This window comes from Oceanobacillus damuensis (genome assembly GCF_001618145.1).
Taxonomy (GTDB): Bacteria; Bacillota; Bacilli; order Bacillales; family Amphibacillaceae; genus Oceanobacillus; species Oceanobacillus damuensis.
In genome coordinates this window covers 1-26,467 of record NZ_KV392043.1, presented here as the reverse complement: position 1 = coordinate 26,467, position 26,467 = coordinate 1, and the positions used below count along the sequence as shown (strand labels likewise).

Annotated in this window: 24 protein-coding genes, 2 tRNA genes, 1 rRNA gene and 1 pseudogene; 6 read left to right on the top strand and 22 right to left on the bottom strand. The window is 37.1% G+C overall.

The annotated features are described in order from the left end of the window. Position 1 precedes the first annotated feature (1 nt). From A4245_RS01635 to A4245_RS01595, 9 genes are all read right to left on the bottom strand, one after another. Positions 2-931 (bottom strand): dihydrodipicolinate synthase family protein, encoded by a 930-nt coding sequence (locus A4245_RS01635; RefSeq protein ID WP_067725043.1) that lies wholly within the window; start codon positions 929-931, stop codon positions 2-4. 207 nt (positions 932-1,138) lie between these two features. Then, a complete protein-coding gene (locus A4245_RS01630; RefSeq protein WP_067725041.1) occupies positions 1,139-2,863 on the bottom strand; it encodes a dihydroxy-acid dehydratase in 1,725 nt (574 codons plus the stop codon). Between the two features lie 42 nt (positions 2,864-2,905). After that, positions 2,906-3,979 carry a Gfo/Idh/MocA family protein gene (locus A4245_RS01625; protein ID WP_067725039.1) on the bottom strand — a complete coding sequence of 358 codons (1,074 nt, stop codon included), beginning with the start codon at positions 3,977-3,979 and terminating at the stop codon, positions 2,906-2,908. A gap of 226 nt (positions 3,980-4,205) precedes the next feature. After that, positions 4,206-5,489 carry a TRAP transporter large permease gene (locus A4245_RS01620; protein ID WP_067725037.1) on the bottom strand — a complete coding sequence of 428 codons (1,284 nt, stop codon included), beginning with the start codon at positions 5,487-5,489 and terminating at the stop codon, positions 4,206-4,208. Between the two features lie 5 nt (positions 5,490-5,494). Then, a complete protein-coding gene (locus A4245_RS01615) occupies positions 5,495-5,926 on the bottom strand; it encodes a TRAP transporter small permease (RefSeq protein WP_234402329.1) in 432 nt (143 codons plus the stop codon). A 143-nt stretch (positions 5,927-6,069) separates the two neighbouring features. Then, a complete protein-coding gene (locus A4245_RS01610) occupies positions 6,070-7,107 on the bottom strand; it encodes a TRAP transporter substrate-binding protein (RefSeq protein ID WP_067725033.1) in 1,038 nt (345 codons plus the stop codon). Positions 7,108-7,161: 54 nt separating this feature from the next. Next, the gene (locus A4245_RS01605) at positions 7,162-8,520 is read right to left on the bottom strand and encodes a hypothetical protein (RefSeq protein WP_067725030.1); all 1,359 of its coding nucleotides are present in this window, start codon (positions 8,518-8,520) and stop codon (positions 7,162-7,164) included. A 194-nt stretch (positions 8,521-8,714) separates the two neighbouring features. Further along, a complete protein-coding gene (locus tag A4245_RS01600; RefSeq protein WP_067725028.1) occupies positions 8,715-9,899 on the bottom strand; it encodes a CaiB/BaiF CoA transferase family protein in 1,185 nt (394 codons plus the stop codon). Positions 9,900-9,983: 84 nt separating this feature from the next. After that, positions 9,984-10,934: a MaoC family dehydratase gene (locus A4245_RS01595; RefSeq protein WP_067725026.1), complete on the bottom strand. Its 951-nt coding sequence runs from the start codon at positions 10,932-10,934 to the stop codon at positions 9,984-9,986. A gap of 558 nt (positions 10,935-11,492) precedes the next feature. Here A4245_RS01595 and A4245_RS20920 point away from each other — a divergent pair. From A4245_RS20920 to A4245_RS01585, 3 genes and pseudogenes are all read left to right on the top strand, one after another. Then, positions 11,493-11,687, top strand: coding sequence for a tyrosine-type recombinase/integrase (locus A4245_RS20920; RefSeq protein ID WP_067725024.1), 195 nt, complete (start codon positions 11,493-11,495; stop codon positions 11,685-11,687). Between the two features lie 159 nt (positions 11,688-11,846). Continuing rightward, positions 11,847-12,059: a tyrosine-type recombinase/integrase gene (locus tag A4245_RS20915; protein ID WP_084268623.1), complete on the top strand. Its 213-nt coding sequence runs from the start codon at positions 11,847-11,849 to the stop codon at positions 12,057-12,059. A 271-nt stretch (positions 12,060-12,330) separates the two neighbouring features. Continuing rightward, a pseudogene (locus tag A4245_RS01585) lies at positions 12,331-13,525 on the top strand (site-specific integrase). Between the two features lie 71 nt (positions 13,526-13,596). On the opposite strand, the gene groL reads toward A4245_RS01585, so the two are convergent. Both groL and groES read right to left on the bottom strand, forming a co-directional pair. Beyond that, positions 13,597-15,231 carry a chaperonin GroEL gene (groL, locus tag A4245_RS01580; protein WP_067725022.1) on the bottom strand — a complete coding sequence of 545 codons (1,635 nt, stop codon included), beginning with the start codon at positions 15,229-15,231 and terminating at the stop codon, positions 13,597-13,599. A 66-nt stretch (positions 15,232-15,297) separates the two neighbouring features. Next, positions 15,298-15,582 (bottom strand): co-chaperone GroES, encoded by a 285-nt coding sequence (gene groES / locus A4245_RS01575; protein WP_067725020.1) that lies wholly within the window; start codon positions 15,580-15,582, stop codon positions 15,298-15,300. A 258-nt stretch (positions 15,583-15,840) separates the two neighbouring features. Between groES and A4245_RS01570 the strand changes: the two genes are divergently transcribed. Further along, positions 15,841-16,545: a CPBP family intramembrane glutamic endopeptidase gene (locus A4245_RS01570; RefSeq protein WP_067725018.1), complete on the top strand. Its 705-nt coding sequence runs from the start codon at positions 15,841-15,843 to the stop codon at positions 16,543-16,545. Positions 16,546-16,548: 3 nt separating this feature from the next. Beyond that, on the top strand, positions 16,549-16,746 hold the full coding sequence (locus A4245_RS01565; RefSeq protein ID WP_067725016.1) for a YdiK family protein: 198 nt from the start codon (positions 16,549-16,551) through the stop codon (positions 16,744-16,746). Between the two features lie 28 nt (positions 16,747-16,774). Here the strand turns inward: A4245_RS01565 and A4245_RS01560 are convergent, their stop codons facing one another. Together A4245_RS01560 and A4245_RS01555 are read right to left on the bottom strand one after the other, a co-directional pair. Next, complete coding sequence (locus tag A4245_RS01560; protein WP_067725014.1) at positions 16,775-17,770, bottom strand: hypothetical protein; 996 nt, start codon at positions 17,768-17,770, stop codon at positions 16,775-16,777. 96 nt (positions 17,771-17,866) lie between these two features. Then, positions 17,867-18,499: a redox-sensing transcriptional repressor Rex gene (locus A4245_RS01555; RefSeq protein WP_067725012.1), complete on the bottom strand. Its 633-nt coding sequence runs from the start codon at positions 18,497-18,499 to the stop codon at positions 17,867-17,869. 145 nt (positions 18,500-18,644) lie between these two features. Between A4245_RS01555 and A4245_RS01550 the strand changes: the two genes are divergently transcribed. Beyond that, a complete protein-coding gene (locus tag A4245_RS01550) occupies positions 18,645-20,570 on the top strand; it encodes an ABC-F family ATP-binding cassette domain-containing protein (protein ID WP_067725010.1) in 1,926 nt (641 codons plus the stop codon). Positions 20,571-20,674: 104 nt separating this feature from the next. On the opposite strand, the gene A4245_RS01545 is transcribed toward A4245_RS01550, so the two are convergent. The 9 genes from A4245_RS01545 to rrf form a co-directional block, all read right to left on the bottom strand. Then, positions 20,675-21,847, bottom strand: a complete 1,173-nt coding sequence (locus tag A4245_RS01545; RefSeq protein ID WP_067725008.1) for an FtsW/RodA/SpoVE family cell cycle protein — start codon at positions 21,845-21,847, stop codon at positions 20,675-20,677. A gap of 240 nt (positions 21,848-22,087) precedes the next feature. Beyond that, positions 22,088-23,095: a tRNA (adenosine(37)-N6)-threonylcarbamoyltransferase complex transferase subunit TsaD gene (gene tsaD / locus A4245_RS01540; protein ID WP_067725006.1), complete on the bottom strand. Its 1,008-nt coding sequence runs from the start codon at positions 23,093-23,095 to the stop codon at positions 22,088-22,090. Beyond that, positions 23,092-23,544 carry a ribosomal protein S18-alanine N-acetyltransferase gene (rimI, locus tag A4245_RS01535; RefSeq protein WP_407668344.1) on the bottom strand — a complete coding sequence of 151 codons (453 nt, stop codon included), beginning with the start codon at positions 23,542-23,544 and terminating at the stop codon, positions 23,092-23,094. The genes tsaD and rimI overlap by 4 nt, the downstream gene beginning before the upstream one ends. After that, positions 23,534-24,241, bottom strand: a complete 708-nt coding sequence (gene tsaB, locus A4245_RS01530) for a tRNA (adenosine(37)-N6)-threonylcarbamoyltransferase complex dimerization subunit type 1 TsaB (protein ID WP_067725003.1) — start codon at positions 24,239-24,241, stop codon at positions 23,534-23,536. The genes rimI and tsaB overlap by 11 nt, the downstream gene beginning before the upstream one ends. A gap of 11 nt (positions 24,242-24,252) precedes the next feature. Beyond that, entirely contained in the window at positions 24,253-24,702 is a 450-nt protein-coding gene (gene tsaE / locus A4245_RS01525; protein WP_067725001.1) for a tRNA (adenosine(37)-N6)-threonylcarbamoyltransferase complex ATPase subunit type 1 TsaE, read from the bottom strand. Positions 24,703-24,711: 9 nt separating this feature from the next. Continuing rightward, positions 24,712-25,677 (bottom strand): thiamine-phosphate kinase, encoded by a 966-nt coding sequence (gene thiL / locus A4245_RS01520; RefSeq protein ID WP_067724998.1) that lies wholly within the window; start codon positions 25,675-25,677, stop codon positions 24,712-24,714. A gap of 202 nt (positions 25,678-25,879) precedes the next feature. After that, positions 25,880-25,956: transfer RNA gene (locus tag A4245_RS01515), tRNA-Asp, on the bottom strand. Positions 25,957-26,130: 174 nt separating this feature from the next. Next, positions 26,131-26,207, bottom strand: a tRNA-Met gene (locus tag A4245_RS01510). Positions 26,208-26,246: 39 nt separating this feature from the next. Next, positions 26,247-26,362 (bottom strand): 5S ribosomal RNA (gene rrf / locus A4245_RS01505). Positions 26,363-26,467: the final 105 nt, after the last annotated feature.

Sequence of the window (26,467 nt, the reverse complement as noted above, 5' to 3'; positions counted from 1 at the left end):
TTTAAAGCTCCTCTTTATTTAATTCTTTTACAAGCCTAGAGAACTTACTCTTCTCTTCCTCGCTCAATTGATTAAATGGTTCTCTAACATGTGATGTTTCAATAATTCCTAACTCAACAAGAATTTGTTTTAATCTTGCCGGGATATCCGTTTTTGGATTTACATAAATAGAAGAAACAAGGTCGTAATATTTTGCCTCTAAATCCATCGCAGCTTTCATGTCCCCAGCTTTTACTAAATCCATTAATTCACTAAGAAAGTTAGGAGTCGCACTCGTTAACCCTAGCAGACCTCCATCAGATGGATACATACTTGGTGCTAGAACTGTATCAATACCTGTAAGTATTTCTGCTTGATGACCAACTTCTTTAACCGCCTTAACATCTGCATTGAATTTTTCCATATCAAACTGTGCATATTTGATACCGATTACTTTGTCTATTTTACTTATTTCTGCAAGTGTTTCAGAATCTACATGGGTACCGGAATTAACACGAGTTTGGAAAGCAATAATTGGTAAATTTGTAGATTCTGCAATAATCTTGTGAAACCTTACAGATACCTCAGGTGTTTGATCTACCCCTCTTGCAAAAGAGAATGGTTGGAATAATAAACTTACATCAGCCCCTGCCTCTTCTGCTATTTCAGTTTCTCTTATTACATCTTTAATTCCTTCCGCCCAAATACCTGCTACAACTGGAACACGACCATCAACCTGATCTACCATAATTTCAATAATTCTTTTTCTTTCTTCTGAAGTTAAATAAAACGTTTCACCCGCAAATGCATTACATACTAAACCTTTAACACGTGAACCTTTTAAATTATACTCAACTAATTTCCTTAAACTAACCTCATCAACATTAAAGTCATTATCAAAAGGGGTAATTGTTGCACCAATAATTCCATCCTTAAAGCTAAACTTCTTCATTTTACATTCTCCTTTTCTTTTTACCGATTAATTGAAACGATTCAATCGGTTAATTTTTATGTTAGTATACTAGGGATTATTTGTCAAGCAATTTTCTGATTATTTCTTTGTTTTAAATTATTGAAAAAAATAATTGTGCAAATTGTTCAGTAATACATAACTAATAAAACAACTACAAAAAGTGTTTCCACAAACATTGAATGTACTTTAAGTTCCTTTAATCTTTGAAGGAGGAGGGAGGAGGAAATCAAAGTCACAACCTTGGTCTGCTTGTAACACATGTTTTCTATATAGCAATGGATATCCTCTATCAAAGTCATTGAAGTTAGGAGGAATGAAACGGTCTTTTCGACTTTCTAATTCCTTTTCTGTAATCAAAACATTCAATTGCCCTTTATCGATATCTAGTTCAATAATATCTCCATCCTTAACTAATCCAATTACCCCTCCAACAGCTGCCTCAGGAGCTACATGAAGAACGACAGTACCAAATGCTGTACCACTCATTCTACAATCTGAAATGCGTACCATATCCCTAATACCTTTTTTTAATAATTTCTCAGGAATTGGAATCATACCAGCCTCAGGCATCCCCGGCGCACCAACCGGACCAGCATTTTGTAAAACCAGTACACTTTCTTTATCTACATCAAGATTAGGATCATTAATGCGACTTTCCATTTCGTTAATAGATTTAAAAACAACAGCCTTTCCTTTATGCTTAAGTAAATTTTGATCTATAATAGCTTTAGGTTTTATAATAGAACCTTGTGGTGATAAGTTTCCATATAAAACTTTGATTCCACCATATTTATGTATTGGCTTATCAATAGGTTTAATAATGTGTCTATAAACAGGGTTGACTTCTACATCTTTGAGATTTTCCCTTAAAGCAGAACCAGTTACAGTCATTTCATCTAAATTTAATAACGAAAATATTTCTTTTAGTAGAGTTTGAACCCCACCAGCATGATAAAAGTCTTGCATTTGATATTCACCTGCAGGCCTTAAATTTGCCAAGAAAGGTGTCGTTTCACTGAGTTTATTAAAACGTTCTAGGTTCAAATTAATTCCTAGCCTTCTTGCAATCGCTATTAAATGAATAACGGTGTTTGAAGAACCCCCAACTGCCATAAGTGCACGAATACCGTTGTCAAATGCTTCTTTTGTCAGTATCTGAGAAGGTCTGATATTTTTTTCTACTAAATTCACAATGCTTTTCCCTGTCTCTTTCGCTAACCTCATTCTCTCGTTTACCGTTGCAGGAGCAGCTGCAGCACCAGGCAACATCATTCCCATTGCTTCTGCACAAGTAGAAATAGTACTTGCTGATCCCATTACCATACAATGACCTGATGTAGGGGCTAATTGTGAATTAATATTATTAATTTCTTCTTCTGAAACTTGACCTGCTTTGTATTCTTGCCAAAAATAACGGCAATCCGAACACGCCCCTAAAGTTGTGCCATTATATTCGCCATTTTCCATTGGACCACCAGTAAATAAAATTGCAGGTTTATTCGCGCTAGCAGCTCCCATTAATTGAGCGGGTGCCATTTTATCACACCCTCCTATTAATACCACTCCGTCAATTGGTTGAGCAGAGATCATTTCTTCTGTATCCATAGCAACTAAATTTCTGTATAACATTGTAGTCGGACTTGTAAACATCTCCCCTATAGAGATAGTTGGAAATTCAAGAGGGATTCCTCCTGCCATTAATACCCCACTTTTTATCGCTTGGACCATTGGTTGTACATGTGAATGACAACGATTCACTTCACTGTAAGTATTGCAAATTCCGATAATCGGCTTGTCAAAGTCTTTTTTATCAAATCCAAGGTTTCTCTGAAAAGCCATTTTAATAAATTTACTAAAGCCTTCATCTCCGTATGAAGTATGCCTTTTTTTCACTTTTATCCCTCCGCCCATTAAATATGAAACCCTCCAATAACTAATCAACTTTGTTACTTCTTACATATCCACATTTAATTTTACTTCACTCCCTGTATAAGAAGACCGATAAATTGCGTCAATAACCATGTTATTCAATAACCCGGACATTGCAGATGTAATAGGTTTTTCCTCTTTACGAATACAATCAATGAAATGTTGGCTCATTCTTTTTCGTGGTCCTTCGTCTAATTTGGGGAGTTCGAAGTTAATGTCAGATTTATGGTCCAATAACTCTGTCATGAAAACGCCCTTGTGTTCTCTCACGGAGATTCCACCCTTTGTTCCCATTAAATGTATAAATGGAGCATTATCGGTTTCTGTATGCGCCGCCCAACTTACCTCTAAATTTAAAACGGAGCCATTATCCATTTTAATTTGAGCAGAAGCTAATTCATCAACATCAAAATAACCATTCCAATTTTGCTTTCCCCAAGAACCTATTCCTTTTTTAAAAGTACCAAGTTCTGAAAAAACAGTACCATAAACTGAAATAGGTTTAATTTCCCCCATCATCCAAATTGCTAGGTCAAGCATATGAACACCAATATCCATTAAAGCGCCGCCACCGGAATCTTTTTTCTGCGTAAACCAACTTCCCCACCCCGGAATTCCCTTACGACGTATGTATCCTGTCTTGACATAATAAATATGACCTAATGCTCCTTTATCAATAAACTCTTTTGCTTTCATTATGAAGGGATCCCATCTTCTATGATGTCCTAACATGAAGACCTTTTTTGAATCCTTTAATACATGTACAATATCTTTTGAATCATCAGCATTCATCCCCATAGGTTTTTCTAATAGTACATGTTTACCTGCTTTAAGTGCTTGAGTCGCCATTTCTGAATGAAACTTATTTGGCGTTGCAATAATAACAGCATCTACATGTACATCTTGAATAAGATCCCTACTATTGGAATAGACTTTTTTAATACCAAATTTCTTTGCACGTTCCCTAGCAATAGATAATGTATTATTCATTACTGCTGTTAATTCAACATCAGGTAATTCACTAAATTGTTTCATATGAATAGTGCCTATTGAACCAGTACCTATAATTCCAAGACGTACTTTATTAAATGCATTCATAACTCACCCTCCAATATTGAATAGGTACAGTATCAGTATTAATTTAATAGTTTATTGTATTATAGATTTAATATTACAATTATTGTAAAGTTAACCTTACCTCTAATTAGTTGCTTTCAATATATTCCTTTTATTTTTAACGTTGGGAGACAGGGATATATAGATGGAATTAATTTCTTAAAAAAGTGTTCCTATATAAATTAGTAACTCTAAGAAGCATTTAAAGTTAATCCATAAAGTTATGAGGAAGAAATGTAACCAGACCAGGGAATATAACAACTAGTAACACTACTATAAAAAGTGTTGCGATAAATACTGAATGTATTCTCAGCACTTTCATTACACTTATTTCTCCGATTGCACATCCTAAAAATAAGAGCACCCCAACCGGAGGAGTTAACGCACTAATAAAAGACGTCATAATCATGATTAACCCAAAATGAATCGGATCAAATCCAAAGTCCACCGCTATCTGCATAAATGGAAGAGAAAATAACATTAGGATGACTACTGTATCAATAAACATACCTATTATGAAAATAAAAAGAACTAATAATAAAATAATCAGAAATGGATCCGTCGTAAGAGATTGCAAAAAGGCCGATACTTGTTCTTGAAACCTCAATCTAAATAGGACCTCTGCAAATAATGTAGAGAATGCTAACAGTAACATAACCATGGATGAAGTTAGTGCGGTATTAACACATACCTTTTTTAATTTAGCAAAGGAATTAATTTCTTTGTATATAAAAACTCCTATAAATAAGGATAATACTACAGCCAAGACCCCTGCCTCTGATGCGGTTGTTGTCCCTGTAGTGATTCCTAAAATGATAGCTAAAGGAACTAATGTTGCCCAAATTGCCTTTTTACCTGTCTCCTTGACTTTTGGCCAAGAAAAAGGTTCTTTCTCTTTATAATCCCTCTTTATACAGATTAAGTAACTTGTAATTAGTAAACCTGCACCTATTATGATACCGGGTATTATTCCACCTAAAAACAATTGACCTATAGATTGTCCTGTTAGAGCACCAAGTATAATCATCATAATACTAGGAGGTATGATACCACCTATAGTAGAAGAGGTTACTGTTAGAGAAACACTAAAATCTCTATGGTAACCGGACTTTACCATAGAAGGAATCAAAACAGGACCTATTGCGGCTGTATCAGCTGTTGTAGAACCTGAAATTCCACCAAATAACATACTTGCTACAACGTTAACATGTGCTAGTCCTCCACGCACACTTCCAACTAATGCTTTTGAGAAACTGACAATTTTATCCGTAAGTGAACCTTCATTTAATAATTCTCCAGCTAAAATAAAAAGTGGTATTGCAACAAACGTAAATGAATTTAATTCAGAAATAAGTAAAGAAGGAATAATTGATAGTGGAATATTACCCAATAAAAGTATTACAACAAATGCAGATAATCCAATGCTAAAAACCACAGGCATCCCAAAAAAGATAAGCACTAACATTAACCCAAATAACAATAATAATTCCATGTAAACTACTCCTCCCTCCATTTCAAAGTTGTAAGACAGAATAATTCAATGATCATTAGCGCCATACCGATAACAACAAATATATAAAGGTAAGAGATAGGCATTTTAAGTGCCGGTGAAATTTGACTTGTAGTACCCATATATTCAAATGTAACGATCATTATAATACTTAGTAATGCGATAACTAAAATGTTTATAATTGTCGTTATTATTTTATTCCATACCCCGGTTATCTTTTCTAATAGTAAATCTAAACCCACATGTATTCCTTTTCGTATAGACAAACCCGAAACCAGGAAAACCAACGTGATGATGCTAAATCTAGATAACTCTTCTGTCCAAACAACAAATGGTAAAAAGGTAAGGGTTCTACTTAAAATACCATATAATACCGAGACTACTATTGTAGTTAAAAGAATAAAGGCACTATATTCCACGAAAGTTGTATACACACTTTTAATTTTATTAAAGTAATTCAATGTAACGCTCCTTTCTAATCTTGACTTTGGTAAAAATATAACAGTCTTTTCGTATCAAAAGATAAACCTGAATTCGCCAGGGAGTTGCCCTGGCGATTTCATTATTCGTTTATTTTTAAGATAGTTTCATAGAGTTCTACTGCCTCTGGTCCCATCGCTTCAGCTAGGCCTTGTCTTTTATCAGCTATAGCCTCTTTAAATGGAGTAAGATCATCATACTTAACAATGTTTACACCTTCAGCTTCCAATTGTTGTAAGTCCTTTTCTTCCTGATCCTCTGCTAATCCTATTTGGTAGTCTTCAGAAATTTTCGCCGCCTCAAGCAGTATTTCCTGAACATCTGAAGAAAAACTCTCAAAGTAATCTTTATTCATAACAAGATATGACGGAGTATACATGTGATTAGTCATATTTAGATTATTTGCAACTTCGTATGTTCTTTCTGATAATGTTGCTGTTAAAGTTGCTGTATACCCTTCAACAACACCTGTTTGGAGAGCATTATAAACTTCTGTATATGGAATAACATTAGGAGAACCACCCCATGATTTTAACAATTCAATTGTTATATCAAATTCAGGCGCTCTAAAATCTCTACCTTTATAGTCCTCAATGGATTCTAACGGAGAAGTAGACATTATATGTGACGCGCCATGGTATCTAAAAGCAAGTAATTTCATCCCATTATTTTCTAAATTTTCACTTAGTAACCCTCTTACTTCTTCATTGTTTAGAATTTCCCTAAAATCTGCGAAATCATCAAACAAATATGGTAGTTCATTAATTGGTGTAGCATTCATTCCAAACTGAGATAAGCCACTACTTCCAACCTCCCCCATTTCAATTGATCCAGCGAGAATTCGCTCTATACTGTCAGCCTCGTCTCCTAGTTCTGCATTATGATAAGGATCTATCTCAACTCTTCCTTCCGATAACCTCTCCACTTCTTCAGCAAACTTATCTAATGCAAGGCTTGTTATTTCCTTTTCGTTTTTATAATTTGCAGCCCTTATTACAATTTTCTCTTCTTCTGACCCCGAGTCGCTTGAACCTTCACTAGTAGAAGATTCGTCAGCCCCACCACAAGCAACTAATGACAAAATTAAAATAGAGAACAACATCATTTTTAATAACCTCAATTTTAAAAACCCCCAGTTTTTTTATTTGATAGAATAATAATCTATTTAACTAAATTATTTATTTGCTACTTTGTCTGCAGCTAATTCCTTTAGTTCTTGTAGTAGTTTTAATGAAGCTTCAATAACTATCTTGTCTGCAGATTCAGTTAACTTACTTGAGCGTGCAACTCTGGTTTCATAGCCTCCATGTTCAAAAGCACGTTCAGTAGGTAAATACCCAACCCAGTCGTTACTTAGTTCAGAAATCATCGTATTGTTAAAAGGAGATTGTTCCTTAATCTGCAACCCAATTTCCACAAATACTTCGGCTGGTATTGCTAAAATTGCAGAATCCCCAATGGAAATTGCATGTATTTCCATCTCTACATTTGTTCCCTCTAAGGAATAAACTTGTAAAGCTTCTTTTGCTAGGGTTTTTTCTCGGTAAGTTGAATTAGGATTGTTCATAGTTTCATTAGCCCATGCCAAAGTTTCTTCATCGACTTTTCGGATTGGAACAGATATCTTCTTGCTATAACTAACTAATGACCCACCACGTAAACGATCATTCATTGTAAGAGCAGTTTTTACTACCTCACATCCCAGAACAGTTCCGTATTTATTCATCTTTTCTTCACCTTTACTATCCCAATATCTTCCACGCGTGCTTATATCATCAGAATTGAAATAGTTTAAATGTTGAATATCTCCACAAGCTCCATTTAGAAATACTACTCCTACATCTTCCCCTAGTAGTTTTTGTATAGTCTTTGTCATAACACCAGGGTAGTCTGCAGAATATCGCCTTCCTGTTGGGATATCCAAATGATTCCCATAGTTTACAATTACAGAAACTGGTTTTCCATTTTCATCATCAATTCTTACAACGTTAACGGACGGATCAATTGGTCCTTCAGGGGTCAAATCTGTTTTTCCGTGTTTTTGATCAATAGTCATTTCTACTTGATTATCTGAGTTCAAAAGACGTCTATTAAACATAAACGAATCATCTGATCCTTCCCCTACAGAAACATTAGCAGGCTTTAATCGGTTATAAGCTTCTATAATAGTATTGGCAATTTGTGCTTCCCAATCTTTCAACCAATTAAAGTCGGGAACCGTATTAAATATTTCAACAGTTGTCGGTGCTGTATGCGAATGCGATGCCGCAATCATGATATTAGGTCCCGGGATGCCTGTTTGCTGTTCAACTAATGTCCTAACATTTCGAACAGACTCACCAGTAACGGCTAATACATCAACTCCAACAAAAGCAACTAGGTTCTTTGATTCCTGAAGAACAACTGCTGAAATAAATAAATCATCTAAAACACTATCTGCAGTCCGTTGTTCTGTATAACCCGCCATCTCCAAACCAAGTTCAAGTTTCGGTGTGAATTTCTCCGAGTAAAAACCTGATTTCCACTTTGTCATTAAAATCCATTCCCTTCATTAAGTATACTTCCATTTATGTCTGCTATCTTTTAGCTCTCAACACATGAATGCGTTTCCATTTTAATCTAAAAAAATATGAAGCTTTGTATAAAGATTGCAAAAACCTTACCATTCTAGTTTAATTGTTATATTATAAATAGCCGTTTAGTAACAATAAGCTATAAAAAATAACTTTAAATAACACCATCTTCTTTTAGTTTATTAAACTCCTCTTCTTCAAAACCAAGCTCATTTAAATAAACTTCTTGATTATGTTGACCAATTAATGGAGGGTCATAACGAATTTTTCCAGGGGTATCTGATAATTTTATAGTAATTCCGCTCACAGGAATCTCCCCTACAGTTGGGTGATTTACATTAATAATTTGCTCTCTCTCCCTCAAATGCTCATCACTCAATAAATCTCCCACACTCTGTACTGGGCCGCATGGTATACCGTACTTATCTAACAATTCAGCGGCCTCTTCACGATTGTACTCTGCTAACCATTGCTGAATTATATCATCAATTTCATTCACATTTTGTACACGAAGACTCACATTTTCATATCTCTCATCTGTTGCCAAATCTTCCATTTGCATCGCTTTACATAATTTCAACCAAAGTCTATCATTAAAAGCATTTAGGTAAATCCAGCCATCTTTAGTCTGATATGTGTTTGCTGGAGCTGAATATCTATCCTGGTTCCCTGTTCGTTTTGGTATACTTTGATTCAAATGATAGTTAGGTATAGCACTTACAAGCATTGATACAGCACTCTCATATAATGACACATCTATTACTTGTCCCCTATTTGTTCTATTTCTGTGATGGAGTGCGGAAAGTGCTCCAATCGCTGCATGCATTCCCGTAGAATAGTCAATAATTGATGTACCAGATAATAATGGTGGGTCTTCACTTCTTCCAGTCATATTCATCAACCCACTCATAGCCTGAGCAATAGGATCAAAACCAGGACGGTGCTTTAGCGGACCAGTCTGCCCAAAACCAGAACAACGTACAATTATCGCACTAGAATTAATTTCATGAATTTGATCAGTTTTAAACCCCATTTTTTCAAGCGTACCAGGACGAAAATTCTCTATAATAATATCCGCCCACTTAAAGAGCCTTGTTAAAACATCCTTTGATTTTTGGTGACGGAAGTCTAAGGTAATTGCTCTTTTATTTCGGTTTAAAGCAACAGTATAAAGACTGTCTTGCTCTACAAGCGGTGGTACATGTCTAGTATCTTCACCAGTTAATTTTTCTACCTTAATGACTTCAGCCCCCATATCCGCAAGTAACATACCACAATAAGGACCAGCAATAAGTCTAGATAAATCAACTACTTTAATTCCATTTAGAGCCCCATTCAACATAGTTCCTCCTTTTATCAAAAAAGTAGATAAAATAATATACTTAAGTGTAGCCTTTTAAACAAAGTCACTATCTATTAACTTTTATATCTTAGCACTTGCCCATCCAACAGTTGTCAGTTCACCCTTATTATTCTCTGTCCAAACCTCCAACTTAATTGTTTTGGTATCACCGTTATTAATAATATCCTTTATAACACCACGGACCAACACACTTTCATCCGTTCTTACCGGACGGATAAATTTAACCTTCATCCACCCAGTACTAAACCAATTACATTCAAAGAAATCCACTAACATTTCTATTAAATAGCCAACTTGTTGTAAGGCTTGAACTATAGGAAAATCTAAATCTGATTTTCGAGCGTAATTTAAGTTATTATGAATATTCTCAAGATAATCACCCACAAAAGAATAAACAGCTGCTTGTTCAGGTGTGATTTGCTTCTTTACAGGAAATAATGATCGGCCGATTCGAATCTCGCCATTCGCTTTTTCTATTGGTTCGAGACTTTTATCATATTCACCAGTTACGATATTTTTTTTATCTATAGCATTTTTCTTTTCCTTTTTAGCTCCCTTTGACTCCAATCCGGTTTCATCCCCAAATATCTCTGTTCCACGTCGGGTAATTATCTTCCTGCCATCTTCACCTTTTGCCTCTGCTTCCATAACCACGTAACCTTTATTATTTTTATTATATTTTTCTACATATTCTGCCGAGAGAGTAACTTCTTCGTTTACAAACACGGGATTATGAAACCATATCTCTTCTTCTGTATGAAGTCCTCTGTTAGTGTTGGGATCATAGTTTAAATAATAAAGTGCTGCTAGATCATTTAATAAAATTCCAGCTTGAGCTGTCCTCCTCCCAAAGGGTGATTTACCAAATGTCCATGAGTGATAATAATCCTGTGTAAAAGCATATGTTTTCACCTTATGCTCATCAACTAAACGCTTAATAGGACCAAATTTCTCAGGAATATGAATATTATCAAGAGAAGCTACTTTTTCACCAATTTTTTCAAATAGCAAGCAACCAACCCCCTTACAATAGTATTAATAATGTTTTTAGAAAACTTCATTATTTGTTTTTTTTATTTCAGATTATCAAAATAATGACCTCCTATCTTTTTTTGAACGGTTCATTGAATCGTTTTTATTGCTTATTCAGAATAATATTATAATTTCTATCTTTTGTCAACATTCAGTATCTTATTATTGTTTTAATTTTTTAGATATTAATTGATTACTTAATTTGTACAAAGAAAAGCTCCTATCATCAGTTCTCCTTTACCATCAATTAACTTACGATTTGTTGCTTCCCTTGGTTAAGCTATAGGCTCTGTGTTGCATTTATTTTTTATTTTGTTAACTATTACTCACTAATTACCTTTGACAATTAATTAAAAATCCCTCTTGTGTGAGGTCTAATGACTGGTATTACTGCATATTTATGTTTTGAACAGTGTTCATCTTGAACGATTGAACATTTTACTTAAAAGATCTAGGAACTGGTAAAAGGAAGCAAAAAAGTGGGAGGATTTTAAAGAAAAAGATGCTGAGGCTGCGCTAAGAAAGGTAATATTAGAAATGGATGAAAACCGATATATTGAACCAAGTAAGAAAATTTTTTCTACATTTATTGAGTTTTGGTTTGCTTCTCACTACCGGAAGAGTATCAAGGAGACAACTATAGCTAACAGAGAATACATCCTCAAAAAGCATTTAATTGAAGAAAACCCTTTTTCTAATAAAGTGGTATCAAAATCACTACTGATGATATAGATAACCTTTATAACATGAAACTTGAAAAAGGGTATAGTACTAGCTATATATAAAAATACATCAGATGTTGCATCAGTTTTTTGAACAAGCTGTTAGATGGAATGAAATACCTGTCAACCTGTTACCACTTCTAACCCACCGAGTGTAAAACAGGAACAAATGAAAATATGGTCGTTTGATGAAATTAGTCGTTTTTTTAAAGCTTATAGGAATGAAAAACATTACTTAGCATTCCTCCTAGCTATTTACACAGGACTGCGTGAGGGAGAAATCCTAGGGTTAAAATGGAGCGATATTAACTTCAATGACAAATATCTTCAAGTGAATCGTTCTCTTTTTCATATGTTTCAAAAAAGTATTTTCAACTCCTAAAACTAAAAATGCGAGTAGAAAGATACCCATTTCAAACTTAGTGGAAAAAGAATTACTTATTCATAAAGAGAAGAAGGCAGAATTAAAAAGACAAATAAGAAAAACATATCAAGATCAAAATTTGGTATTTTGTACAGAATCTGGTACCCCCTTATATCCTAGAAATTTAATTTTGATAATGAAAAGGATTATAAAGGTTACAGAAATTAAAGATATAAGTTTTCATGAAAAACGACCAAAGAATTTCAATAAGATTTAGGAGATGCATTTGATGAAAGGATCATTTTATAGAAGAAGATGTACTTGTAAGAAAAAAAGATGTGTTTGTGGTTCTAAATGGGCTTTTACTATAAATCTTGGTCCCAATCCAAAAACAGGCAGAAGAAAACAAAAACAAAGAAGTGGATTTAAAACAAGGGAAGAAGCAGAAAGAGCTGCAAACGCATTACTTTATGAATTAAATCAAGGAACATACATTGAGGAAAAAAGTACTTTATTTAAAGATTTTGCATTGCAATGGCTTACAATCTATAGTCAGAGTCGGGATGTCAAACCTGGTACCGTTCGAGTAAGAAAACATGAAACAGATAAATTAATGCCTTATTTTGCATACTTAAAACTAAAGGACATTACTTTAAAGCAGTATCAAGATGCTCTTAATGATACGCTGATAACACCTTAGATGGAATTCATCGAACTGGTAGGATGATTTTTAGAAAAGCCGTCGAGATGGAAATCATTAAAAGAGATCCAACGGAATTCGCTGTTATAAAAAAGGCAAAGAAAACCATTGAGGAATTAGAAATGCCGGAGGTTCCGAGGTATTTGGAGAAAGATGAACTGGCATTATTCTTAGAAACTGCTGTTAATAAAGGGCTAGAAATGGACTTTTTGGCCTTTTTGACACTATCTTATACAGGGATGCGAGTAGGCGAACTAGTATCTCTCAAATGGAATGACATCAATTTTAAAGAAAATACCATAAGAATTATAAAAACATACTATAACCCTTCTAACAATACGGTTAAATACCATTTAGTACCTCCTAAAACAAAAGGTTCGGTAAGAAAAATCATCATCGAAGATATAGTAATTAACGCGTTAAAAAAACACAAAGAGATGCAAGATAACGTTAAAATGGAAATTGGGGATTCATACTATGATAAGGATTTTATCTTTGCAAAGACGAGCCAGTATCCTGGATATCCCATTTTAATTAAAACGGTAGAAATGAGAATGAAACGGTTATTAAAAATAGCTGGGTTAAATCAAGAATTCACGCCCCACTCGTTAAGACATACTCATACTTCCTTACTTGCAGAAGCAAGAGTTGGTCTAGAATAAATAATGGATAGATTAGGTCATACAGAAGATAAAACCACCAGAAATATTTACTTACATGTAACAAAAGAATTGAAAAAGAGGCTTCTCAAAAGTTTGGTCAACTGATGAGAAGCCTACAATAATGCACCAAATGTTAGCCAAATGACCTTTTTCTTACACATAACCCTTATATATCAAGGTTTCTAGGGACAACTTACATCATGCCGCCCATTCCACCCATGCCGCCCATGTCAGGCATTCCGCCGCCGCCTTCATTTTCTTCCGGCTTGTCAGCGACAACTGCTTCTGTAGTCAGGAACATAGCTGCGACAGATGCTGCGTTTTGTAATGCAGAACGAGTAACTTTTGTAGGGTCAACGATACCAGTTTCAACCATGTTTACCCATTCGCCAGTTGCTGCGTTGTAACCAATACCAACAGTTTCGCCTTTAAGACGTTCTACAATGATGGATCCTTCAAGACCTGCATTGTGCGCGATTTGACGAACTGGTTCTTCGATTGCGCGAAGCACGATGCTTACACCAGTAGCTTCATCACCTTCAAGGTTAAGTTCTGCTACTTTATTATAAACATTCACAAGTGCAGTACCACCACCTGCAACAATACCTTCTTCTACTGCTGCACGAGTTGAGTTCAATGCATCTTCAATGCGTAGTTTACGTTCTTTCAATTCTGTTTCAGTTGCAGCACCTACTTTGATTACTGCTACACCACCAGCTAATTTAGCAAGGCGTTCTTGTAATTTTTCTTTGTCAAACTCAGAAGTAGTCTCTTCAGCTTGTGCACGGATTTGTGCTACACGGCTTGAGATTGCTTCTGGGCTTCCGGAACCTTCAACAACAGTAGTGTTTTCTTTTGTTACCACTACTTTGGATGCGCGACCCAATTGCTCGATTGTTGCAGATTTAAGATCTAATCCAAGATCTTCTGTAATTACCTCTGCACCAGTTAAGATAGCGATGTCTTCAAGCATTGCTTTACGACGGTCACCGAATCCTGGGGCTTTGACAGCTACAGCGTTGAATGTACCACGAAGTTTGTTTACAACCAATGTTGCAAGTGCTTCGCCTTCTACATCTTCAGCAATCAATAGAAGTGGTTTGCCTTGTTGTACGACTTGCTCAAGTACTGGCAATACTTCCTGGATGTTACCGATTTTCTTATCAGTGATCAGGATATATGGATCTTCTAAAACAGCTTCCATTTTATCCTGGTCAGTAACCATGTATGGAGAAGAATATCCACGGTCAAACTGCATACCTTCAACAACTTCAAGTTCTGTGTTAAACCCTTTGGACTCTTCGATTGTGATAACACCATCGTTACCAACACGTTCCATCGCTTCAGCAATCAGTTTACCTACTTCGTCATCGGATGCAGAGATTGCTGCAACCTGTGCAATGGATTCCTTGTTTTCAACAGGTTGAGAGATCGATTTTAACTCTGTAACTGCAGTTGCTACAGCTTTTTCAATTCCTCGGCGAATCCCAACAGGATTTGCTCCGGAAGTTACGTTTTTAAGTCCTTCACGAATCAATGCCTGTGCAAGAACAGTTGCAGTAGTCGTACCATCACCAGCAACATCGTTTGTTTTGGATGCTACTTCGGAAACTAATTGAGCACCCATGTTTTCAAAGGCATCTTCCAATTCGATTTCTTTTGCGATTGTCACACCATCATTCGTAATTAGTGGTGAACCGAATTTCTTATCTAAAACAACGTTACGTCCTTTAGGTCCTAAAGTTACTTTTACTGCATCTGCCAAAACATCCACACCACGCAGCATGGCGCGACGAGCGTCTTCACTAAATTTAATATCTTTAGCCATAAAAAAGTCCTCCTTTAATTTAAATCATAAGTATTTATTTTTATAAGTAGTTATATTGTGTCTTAATTAGCTAACTACAGCTAAAATGTCATTTTCACGAAGAATTAAGTATTCTGAACCTTGGTATTTCACTTCAGTACCAGCAAATTTAGAGAAAATGATAACGTCACCTTCAGAAACTTCAAGTGCCACTTTTTCTCCATTTTCCGTTACTCGACCTGATCCTACTGCAACAACGCGGCCTTCCTGTGGTTTTTCTTTTGCAGAGTCTGGAAGTACGATTCCGCTTGCAGTTGTTTCTTCTTGTTCAACAAGTTCGATAACAACACGATCTCCTAATGGTTTAATCATGTAGAATGCCTCCTTAATTCCATATCATTTTTATTTTATTAGCACTCTCACATGGTGAGTGCTAACTCCTAATTAATATAATAATTAATCACTCCTAAAAATGCAAGCAATGTATGTTTTATTTTTCCACTTTTTTTATACAATCAGGCAGAGGAAAAGATTGAAACCTCCGCCATTCTATTATAGTTACTTATCCAAGTTATGTTAAAATGGTTACTATGAGTAAAATGATTTGCATTTAGAAGGAGACGTTTTAATTTGGCTAAAAGATACTGGTATGTAATCCTTACTTATATAATAGTTCAATTCTCGGGAATTCTAGGTGCACCTTTGCTTTTAAATTTATTCCCAATATCACCTTTTGACGCTGTCGTTTATTGGACGATCTTCAGCTTTATCGTTGGTCTCATTGTCATCCTTTATATAATGAAACCGGACATGCAAATGGGAAGCACCCGTGATGCTTCATCAGCAGGATCTGTTATTCTTTGGTCCATACTCGGTGTATTTATGGCTTTATTTGCACAAGGTATTGCCGCAACAATCGAGATGGAATTGCTTGGCATTGATCCCGGATCGGAGAACACCCAGCAGATTATGGATATTACGAGGGCCGCCCCATTGTTCATGATCATCCCGGCAATTATTGCCCCGATATTGGAAGAACTGATTTTCCGAAAAATTATCTTTGGCTCCCTGTACAAGCGAATGAATTTCTTTTTCGCCGGGATGCTCTCTGCCCTTATTTTTGGACTCATACACGGCGAGCCACAGCACATCTTAATATATGCTTCGATGGGATTTGTATTCGCGTTCCTATATGTGAAAACAAAACGGATTCTTGTTCCGATCATCGTTCATGCAGGTATGAATACATTGGTTGTGCTTGCACAATATTCCCTTTCTCCCGAAGAAATACAAAGACAGCTTGAGCAATTACAGATGATTTTTATTGGAGGTTAATGAATGGGGAAATCAATTTTAATAAAGGCTATCGTGTATTCCATCATGGGAGTGGCGTTTATTTACATTGGAATCCAGAGTAAAGTCGATACTGTCTGGAATCCCGTTACACTTATTTTCGCTGCAGTTGCAGCAATGGATTTCTGGTTAGTCCTCAAACTGCTATCACAGTATTTTCGAATCAAAAAGAAAAAGGAGTAGAATTTTCACGTTCTGCTCCTTTTTCCTTTTAATTTATACTGTCCAGTTTTTCATGCCATTCTTCTTTATTTTCTATTGTTCTCCCCAACGCCGTATAACGTACGGCAAACAAGTCATTATCTTGTATGAAAACCGTTGCGACCTCTTCCTGATCCTGCTGCACTTCATCCCCTGCAAGGGAAAATTGGAAAGAGCCTTCTTCCTGCGAATGTTCCAGCGTTTCAAAGATGAAGTTACCTGTTGTCATCTCCGAAAGGTTAGTCTCCATCATGGAAATAAAGTTTTCCGTACCGATCCGTTCATTGCCATCAAGGTAATAGTGAATGGTTACCATTTCGGTGAAATTGCTGAAGTCCTCTCCAGCTGGAAGAGATTCTGCTATTGCTTCCCCTTCTACCTCCTGATAATTTGCCAGCTGCCAATCATCGCTTTCAAAAGGCACTTCCAGGTTAGTAATTGCGGCTGCATAGGAACCTTCTATTGTGGCTTCTTCAGGGAATACATTCTCCATTACATTCCCATCCACATCTAGAGCGATGACTTCAGTTGCTTCCGTGTGAAAGATTTTCCATTCACCGTTTTCCGGCTTTAATAGATGTACACCTGCAGTTTCATTGTTTTGGAACGCTGGCCCTTCCACTTTCATTGTTGTCTGTGTAAAAGATACCGTTGCCTCTTCTTCTGTTTTTTCATCTACAAAAACATCTGTAAGCTTCATATCCAGCTGATAATCGGATAACTGGTCAATTGTTTCTCCTGTCAAATCATATAACGGAGATTCCTTATGTACTGTATCCCTATATTTTTCATAATCTCCGGTTACCAGTGCCTCCATATTCTCTTCAATGGCTGCAACTAATTTCTCATCGGCAGGTACATCTTTTTCTTCTTTTACATCTTCTGCTGGAATTTCCTGTTCATTTTCCACAGCAACTGATTCATTGTCTGCATCATTTGCACAAGCGGTAAATAACAATGAGATCAATAATAGAGATAGTATGCCCCAAAAACTTTTCCTTTTCATTCCTGGTCCCCCTTTTTTACTTAAATTGTTAGTCGATCAGTACAAAACAAATAAGCCATTGAAATCTTAAATTTCAACAGCATTATTTTAAAAAGTCTATTTTTCCAGTGAATAGTGCTTCAGGAAGTAAACCAATGCCTGCAATTCAACAGCGAGATCAATATGATGTACCCTTACATGTTCAGGGACCGTAATCCTGGCGGGTGTAAAGTTCAAAATACCGGATATTCCCTTTCCAACAAGTTTATTTGCAATCGTATCCGCTTCTGCTGCAGGTACAGTCAAGATGGCAACCTTCATATCATTCAGTTTTTCTTCCAGCTCGTCAATGTGATAAACTGGTATTTCGCCTATATTTGTGCCCACTTTTTCATCATCGGCATCAAAGGCCATAGTGATTCGGATATTATTATTTTTCAGAAAATTATAATTAAGGAATGCGGTACCAAGATTGCCTACTCCGATTAAAGCAACCTCTGTAATTTCATGCTGGTCCAGCGTGCTTTTGAAAAAGCCAAGCAAATATTCGACATTGTAGCCATACCCTTTTTTACCAAGTGCACCAAAGTAGGAAAAGTCTCTTCTTATTGTAGCGGAATCCACCTTAACTGCTTCACTTAGTTCTTTTGATGAAACTCTTGTCTTCCCTTGCTGATTAAGATTATTTATAAAACGATAGTATAATGGCAAGCGTTTTGCTGTGGCTTGGGGGATTTTGTTCTGTTCCATAAAATTTCCTCTTTTCAATCCTGTATTCGATAACGTTTCCAATCTATTTTAACAGAAATTCACAGATAAGTCGTGATGTTTTTCACAACTAAGTTGCCACCATAAATGACAATAAGATACACTATGAATGATGGGGTGAATAAATATGATACTGATGCAACTAAACGGACTATCAAAATCCTTCGGTGCTGAAGAGATTTTATCCAATATAAAAATAGAGATAAAAGATAACGAACGAATTGCCATTGTCGGAAGGAACGGCGCTGGCAAATCGACCCTGCTTAAAATTATGGCTGGCGAGTTGACTTATGATGAAGGAGACTTCTTTAAACCGAAGGATCTTACTTTCGGATATCTTTCCCAGCATATGACACTTGAATCCGGCAAAACCATCTGGGATGAAATGATGGAGGTATTCTCACATTTAAAACGGCAGGAACAACAACTTCGCTCGATGGAAAAAGAAATGGAACAAACATCCAATTTGACTGGTGAGGAGTATGAAAAGCTGCTGAAGGATTATGATAAACTTCAGCTTGCATATCAGACTGGCGGAGGGTACACCTATGAATCAGATATAAAAGCAGTACTGACCGGACTTAACTTCGCAGATTATGATTACAATACACCGATTATGGAGCTTAGTGGCGGTCAAAAGACACGGCTCGCACTCGGTAAACTTCTGCTTCAGAAACCACAGCTGCTCATTTTGGATGAACCGACAAACCATCTGGATATTGATACACTTTCCTGGCTTGAAAACTATTTAGTCAGTTATCCTGGCGCAGTTGTCATTGTTTCACATGATCGCTATTTTCTTGATAAAACGGTTTCGATTGTTTATGAAATTTCACGGCATAAAACGAGTAAATACCATGGAACATATAGTAAATATCTCGAACAAAAGGCTTTAAATTATGAACAGGAACAGAAGGAATTCGAAAAGCAGCAAACCGAAATCAAAAAAATGGAGGACTTCATCCAGCGTAATATCGTACGAGCTTCAACGACCAAAAGAGCCCAAAGCCGAAGAAAACAGCTGGAGAAGATGGAGCGAATGGACAGGCCGCTTGGTGACGAGTCTTCTGCATCATTCTCCTTTCAAATCGATAAAAGAAGCGGGAATGATGTTCTGAAGATAGAGCAGCTAAGTTTTAGCTATGAAGATGAACAAGAGCCTATCTTTTCCAATATAAAGCTACATGCAAACCGCGGTGACCGCATTGCACTTGTCGGTCCAAATGGTGTAGGGAAAACTACACTTCTCAAAGCTATATTGGGCAAACTGAAAACGGACAGCGGATCCATTCAGATCGGTACGAATGTACAAATCGGGTATTATGATCAGGAACAGACAGAGCTGAATTCTTCCAAAACCATTTTGCAGGAATTATGGGACGACTACCCTACCATTAACGAAAAGGATATTCGTACAATCCTCGGTAATTTCCTTTTTTCGGGAGAGGATGTACTAAAAGCCGTTCATACGTTAAGCGGTGGTGAAAAGGCACGGCTCGCACTTGCAAAATTAAAAATGCAAAAAGCGAATCTGCTTATACTGGATGAACCGACCAACCACTTGGATATTGACAGTAAGGAAGTCCTTGAAGCCGCACTTAATGAGTTTCCCGGCACAATCATTTTCGTATCCCATGATCGCTACTTCATCAACAAAATTGCCGACCAGGTTGCAGAGATGCAGCGAAACGGTATCACCATCTACCTTGGTGACTATGACTATTACTTGGAAAAAAAGGAAGAAGAAGCGGAACTGAAAAGACTTCAGCAGGAGAAAGAAACGGTCACTGAATCAAAAAAGAAAAAGCTTAGCTTTAAAGAAGGAAAGCAACAGCAAAGCGAAAAGCGTAAAATCCAGCGCCGGATTACTGAGCTTGAAGAAACCATTGATCGGCTGGAATCGGAAATTTCCCAAATGGAAGAAGAAATGACCAAACCGGAAGTCTATCAGGATCATGAAAAGTCACTGGAGCTCACAGACAAAGTGAGCAGCACCAAACAAGAGGTGGAACAAATGATGGAGGAATGGACATCTCTTCAAGAGGAAATGTAATATTTAGTAAAACAGCAGTAGCTCAAGGGCTACTGCTGTTTTTATCTAGAGATTTAAATTGTACTTATCTTCAAACTGATGGTGTTCCCACCTCGAAAACCAGCCTATTTAAATAGATAATCATTTTGTATCGTATACTCCACTGCCACCCGATAGACAATCCCCAGCCCGAGCATGGTGGACAATATCGAACTTCCTCCATAACTGATCAGTAATAAGGGAATTCCGGTTATAGGCATTATTCCTAGTGTCATGCCTATGTTTTGAAAAACATGGATCAGAAGGAGACTCAAAAAACCGAAACAGAAATACGAACCAAATGTTGAATTTTTGTATATACTGAGTCCTAGTGTTACAAGCTTATATAAGAGCATAAAATATAAAAATATTACAAGCGCACTTCCAATAAAACCAAAGCTCTCTCCGATGACCGAAAAAATAAAATCAGTATGTGCCTCCGGATAGTTTACTTCCAGGCTGCCCATTCCTTTACCGAAAAGCTGTCCAGATCCAAGTGCCAAATACGCACGGTCAAAATGGAAGGTAGCATCACTGGATTGCTGAGTAGGATCAAACCACGTTAGAATACGATTTACTTGGTATTGCTTAATTCCAATCAAATCCTGCGCAAGCTCCGGAAATTTTATAATAAAACCGATAACCGCTGCAGAAACTGTAGATATAATCACGGTCAGGCTCATAATGATTTTCCAGCTGATTCCAGATAATATTATCATCATACCTACTATAAACAAGTAAACCATTGCGGTCCCAAAATCAGGCTGTAATAAAATTAAGAATACCGGTACTGCAGTTATCACCAACAGCTTTACTAATAGAAAGGTGTCCGTTTTCAGGTTACTTCCTTCATATTTAGCCTTATGTCGGCTTATGACGGCAGACAAGTAGAGAATGGTCGTAATTTTAGTGAACTCTGCCGGCTGGAGGGACAGCCCTGGTAACGTAAACCAGCTTTTCGCTCCATTGATTGTTCTTGCAATGGATTCTGGACTTATCAACAACAAGACAAGAATGAAGATGCTGGCACCATAAATATATATACTTGCTTTGTAAAGCTGCTCCAAATCCAGAAATTGTATAGCTGCTACAATACACGCCCCAACAGCGAACCACAGTATCTGCCTCAAAACAAAGTTTGTACCCTCATACTGCTCCAGCTGTTGCGCATTATAGATCGCAAGGAGGCTTACACAGACAAACAGGACAAATAAAAATATCAAATCCGTTTGCATATAATAAGATTGTTTTTTAGTCATCACATCATCACCTAAACTTCTTTCCAGTTCATTTCATTGTCCATTCCTCAGGATTTCAGGATCAGAAAACATATCCACAACCAGTGCAGCATAAAAATAGCTGAATATATGGTTATTAACAAGGTTATGCACATTATCCACAACTTAAATCTAGTTTATTAACAGTTTTCATCCACAATAAAAATGTTTACCCTACCATTAGTTCTAGTCATTATCCACAGACCTGTGAATAACCTGTGATTATTTTAGAAGTAATGATGCATTTGCATTCAAATCCATTCCTGAACGTCTTCCCTGTTCAAAAGCAATTGTACCTGCCGCAGCTATCATTGCAGCATTATCTGTACAAAGCTTGATGTTCGGAATCAGCAAGGGAATTTCCGTTTCGCTGAATCTCACTTCCAATTCTTTTCTTAACCCTCTGTTGGCAGCTACCCCACCTGCAACAATGACCTGTTTTACATTGAATTCTTTAGCAGCTCTAAGCGTTTTTTCTATCAGCACTTCCACAACACTTGCCTGAAAACTTGCAGCGATATCCTCACTTTTTAGCGTTTCGCCACGTTGCTTTGCATTGTGGATTTTATTAATTACTGCCGACTTTAGTCCACTGAAACTAAAATCATAGCTGTCCTCCAGCCACGCTCTTGGGAAATCAATGGTTTCTTCTCCCATAGCTGCTAAACGGTCGATGTGCGGACCACCAGGGTATGGCAAACCGAGCATTCTTGCGACTTTATCATAAGCTTCTCCAGCTGCATCATCACGTGTTTCTCCAATTAATTCATAGACACCGTGTTCCTTCATTAAAACCAGTTCTGTATGGCCGCCTGAAACAATGAGGGCCAGTAAAGGGAACTCAAATTCCTTTTCTAATCGATTGGCATAAATATGTCCAGCAATATGGTGAACGCCCACTAATGGTTTTTGCTTAGCAAAAGCGAGCGCTTTTGCTGCATTAACACCTACGAGCAGTGCCCCAACCAAACCAGGGCCCTCCGTAACCGAAATGGCATCTATTTCATCCCAAGTCACCTGTGCTTCCTTAAAAGCTTCTTCAAGAACAAGCGTAATTTGCTCAACATGGTGTCTTGAAGCAATCTCCGGTACTACACCGCCAAAACGTTTATGACTTTCAATTTGAGAGGCTACAACATTTGTAATTATCTCTGTACCATTTCTTACAATGGCTACAGCAGTTTCATCACAACTCGTCTCTATACCTAACATTAATGTATTTTTTTTCATATTAAATTCACCCACATAACGATAGCATCTTCCTGATTATCTGTATAGTAATTTTTGCGGACCCCACCAGGTACGAATCCAAACTTTCTGTAAAGCCGCTGTGCAGGAATATTCGATTCCCTGACCTCCAGAGAGAGACGTTTTACGCCCATTTCCAGAGCATACTGCACCGTATAGCCGAAAAGCTTCTCCCCCAGTTTATTACCGCGATAATCTTTCATCACAGCAATATTCGTAATTTGCGCATCATCGATAACAATCCAAATACCAATATAGGCAATCACGATACCATCCAATTCAAGTACAAAATAATGGGCGTGCTTATTATCGATTAATTCCTGATAAAAAATATCTGTCGTCCACGGTGTGGCAAATGATGCCCGTTCTACTTCCAATACCTGATTAACATCTGAAAGTTCCATTTTCCTTATTATTACTTTAGCCATGATTTTCCTTTTCCTTCTGTTCCTTTAACCAATTTGCCTCTGCTTCCGCAAGACGCAAATAATTCGGTACTAATTCGTGGGCAGTTTCTGCTTCTTTTTCTAACCCTGCCAATCCTAAATGCCCTGCCTGCGGAACGTGGTATGGACCTTCTGGAATCACTGCAAGGTCTCCAAGGGATTGTTGTATAGCTTCTTTGTGAACAGCAATATCGGGACTTAAGAAAAGAACTCTCTTTTGCTCTTCCTTAAGTTTTTGCAAGACGTTGTCCATCAATAGATTATTTTCATCCATGACTTTCGAAAGCTTATTATTTTCCCATTTATACAGGCCTGTAAAAACGAGCCCTCTTCTAGCATCAAAAAAAGGACAGATATATTCATTAAAGAACCGTCCCTGGTATGCAAGTACTTCCAGACTGGATACACCGACAACCGGGATATTTAAGGACCATGCCATTGTTTTGGCAGTAGAAATACCGATCCGGACTCCTGTATATGACCCTGGACCTTTAGCAACGACAATTCTGTCCAGCTGGTCTGGATCCATTGAAACCTCACCCATCAGTCTCTCGATTGCAGGCATTAACCTTACGGAATGGTTTTTTGTCAGATTTGTCATTATCTCTCCAATGATTTGGTCATCCTTCAGTATGGAGACACCTAGAACCTGATTGGAAGTATCTATTGCAAGTATATTCATTACATTTACTCCTAACTCATCAATTCATTGACAATCCATTTAAAACGAGTACCAGTTGATGTAAATTCCAGTTCTCTTTTATGTTCGTCTATATAGCTGATTCTTATATTTAAACGCTCTTCAGGCAGATAATCCTCTATAAACTGTGCCCATTCCACAACTGTGATTCCATTTCCATGAAAATATTCGTCAAAACCAATATCCTCCTCGGAGTTCTCCAGCCTGTATACATCCATATGGTACAAAGGAAGTTCTCCTTCATATTCCTTAATAATCGTAAACGTAGGGCTGCTGATGTTTCGTTTTACACCAAGACCATTTGCCAGACCTTTGGTAAATGTCGTTTTCCCAGCACCCAATTCTCCTTCCAGAGTAATTACATCCCCTGGTTTAAGCAGTAATGCAAGCTTCTCTGCCAGTGATATTGTTTCATGTTCTGTATTCGTTTGGATTTTTTCCATGCAAACCACCTACTTTAAATGTGTGTAACCCTTCTTCTCCAGGACTACATCGGTTTTATTACTTCGTTGTAAAATTACCTGACCTTTACCTTCAGTTTCCGTAACATAGCCAATCTTAGTCAACTTTGTGTTCGTGCGGGCAGCAATCTTCTTCACTTCTTCCCAATCTTCAACTGAGACTGTACCAATCAATTCAAAATCTTCTCCACCGTATAATTTCCATTGTTGCTGTAATTCCAATGGGAACTGATCATAATCAGGACTTGTTGGCAGGCAAGCTTCATTCAATGTTAGCTTGACATTTGATATGTCAGCAATCTCATTAGCTTCACTCGCTATTCCATCACTGATATCATTCAATGCAACTCTGGACAGGTTTTTCAAATTACTTGCAAATTCCACTCTGGGAACAGGCATACGATGTCTTTCTATAAAATATTCCGGCTCTATAAAATTACCGGGATTTGTTAAAATATGAAATCCTGCTTGAGAATCACCGAGTGTGCCAGTGGCAAAAACAATATCTCCTGGCTTTGCATTACTTCTGTAACGTGCTTTATCCCGATTTGTATATCCAATCACCGTAATGGATACTGTAAGTTCACTGCCTGATACAGTGTCTCCCCCGATCAGGTCCATCTTATATTCTGCTGCTAACTTTTTCATTCCATCAAAAATTTGAATAAGTTGTTCCTGATTCCATTCTTTCGGGATAACAATTGATACAAGATAAAAGGCAGGCAACGCACCCATTGCAGCAAGATCGCTAATATTTGCAGCAAGCGCACGATAGCCTATATGAAATGGTTCCATCGTTTCTTTTGAAAAGTGAACATCTTCCACAAAGGTATCCACTGCTGTAATTATATCATTTTCAGTTCTAAAAACCGCAGCATCATCACCAATACCTTTGACTAATGATGGCTGACTGTATGAATGCTGTTTAATTGAATCTATAAAGGAGAATTCGTCCATAAGTATTCACCATTCTTTCTACAACTATGATAGCAAAAACATAGGAAAAAAGGAAAAATAAAAAGGGTAAGAGGATGTTATGGAAGCGAGGAGTCAATCATTTCGTAATGTATGTATGGTAAAAATGTTCCCTATAAAAATCAAAAAACACACGTTTCGTCTTTACCGAAATCATGTGCATAATCATCGTTATATTATAAAGTGGCGGTCCGGACGGGACTCGAACCCGCGACCTCCTGCGTGACAGGCAGGCATTCTAACCAACTGAACTACCGGACCAATTATATAAGCTAATCATCCAGTATTTCAAGATTGACACTGGAATTTTTAAATCCCAATTAACTAAGGAGTTTATCCGAATTGGTTAACTGAAATAATTTGGTTGTACTCTTCAAGTACTACTGATTTTCAATTATCAAAGAAGCCTATTCAACGTAGTTAATTGAAATATTTTGGTTGCGGGGGCAGGATTTGAACCTGCGACCTTTGGGTTATGAGCCCAACGAGCTACCAGACTGCTCCACCCCGCGATATGAGGGAATATGTTAAATAACAAATAATAAACTAAAGCCTGGCGGCGTCCTACTCTTGCAGGGGCAAAGCCCCAACTACCATCGGCGCTGAAGAGCTTAACTTCTGTGTTCGGGATGGGAACAGGTGTGACCTCTTCGCTATTGCTACCAGACAATCCTTAAAAACAAGGACAAGTTCTATTATATGCATTTCCATAATAAAATGCAAGGTTTTTTTATTTATACCTTGAAGACTAAATAAGAGTGAATCAAGACAT

What these genes read in the sequence shown, in the direction of transcription:
- A4245_RS01635 (WP_067725043.1), bottom strand. Translation starts at nt 931, where the DNA reads ATGAAGAAGTTTAGCTTTAAGGATGGAATTATTGGTGCAACAATTACC.
- A4245_RS01630 (WP_067725041.1), bottom strand. Translation starts at nt 2,863, where the DNA reads ATGGGCGGAGGGATAAAAGTGAAAAAAAGGCATACTTCATACGGAGAT.
- A4245_RS01625 (WP_067725039.1), bottom strand. Translation starts at nt 3,979, where the DNA reads ATGAATGCATTTAATAAAGTACGTCTTGGAATTATAGGTACTGGTTCA.
- A4245_RS01620 (WP_067725037.1), bottom strand. Translation starts at nt 5,489, where the DNA reads ATGGAATTATTATTGTTATTTGGGTTAATGTTAGTGCTTATCTTTTTT.
- A4245_RS01605 (WP_067725030.1), bottom strand. Translation starts at nt 8,520, where the DNA reads ATGACAAAGTGGAAATCAGGTTTTTACTCGGAGAAATTCACACCGAAA.
- A4245_RS20920 (WP_067725024.1), top strand. Translation starts at nt 11,493, where the DNA reads ATGGATGAAAACCGATATATTGAACCAAGTAAGAAAATTTTTTCTACA.
- A4245_RS20915 (WP_084268623.1), top strand. Translation starts at nt 11,847, where the DNA reads ATGAAAATATGGTCGTTTGATGAAATTAGTCGTTTTTTTAAAGCTTAT.
- groL (WP_067725022.1), bottom strand. Translation starts at nt 15,231, where the DNA reads ATGGCTAAAGATATTAAATTTAGTGAAGACGCTCGTCGCGCCATGCTG.
- groES (WP_067725020.1), bottom strand. Translation starts at nt 15,582, where the DNA reads ATGATTAAACCATTAGGAGATCGTGTTGTTATCGAACTTGTTGAACAA.
- A4245_RS01565 (WP_067725016.1), top strand. Translation starts at nt 16,549, where the DNA reads ATGGGGAAATCAATTTTAATAAAGGCTATCGTGTATTCCATCATGGGA.
- A4245_RS01560 (WP_067725014.1), bottom strand. Translation starts at nt 17,770, where the DNA reads ATGAAAAGGAAAAGTTTTTGGGGCATACTATCTCTATTATTGATCTCA.
- A4245_RS01555 (WP_067725012.1), bottom strand. Translation starts at nt 18,499, where the DNA reads ATGGAACAGAACAAAATCCCCCAAGCCACAGCAAAACGCTTGCCATTA.
- A4245_RS01550 (WP_067725010.1), top strand. Translation starts at nt 18,645, where the DNA reads ATGATACTGATGCAACTAAACGGACTATCAAAATCCTTCGGTGCTGAA.
- A4245_RS01545 (WP_067725008.1), bottom strand. Translation starts at nt 21,847, where the DNA reads ATGACTAAAAAACAATCTTATTATATGCAAACGGATTTGATATTTTTA.
- tsaD (WP_067725006.1), bottom strand. Translation starts at nt 23,095, where the DNA reads ATGAAAAAAAATACATTAATGTTAGGTATAGAGACGAGTTGTGATGAA.
- tsaB (WP_067725003.1), bottom strand. Translation starts at nt 24,241, where the DNA reads ATGAATATACTTGCAATAGATACTTCCAATCAGGTTCTAGGTGTCTCC.
- tsaE (WP_067725001.1), bottom strand. Translation starts at nt 24,702, where the DNA reads ATGGAAAAAATCCAAACGAATACAGAACATGAAACAATATCACTGGCA.
- thiL (WP_067724998.1), bottom strand. Translation starts at nt 25,677, where the DNA reads ATGGACGAATTCTCCTTTATAGATTCAATTAAACAGCATTCATACAGT.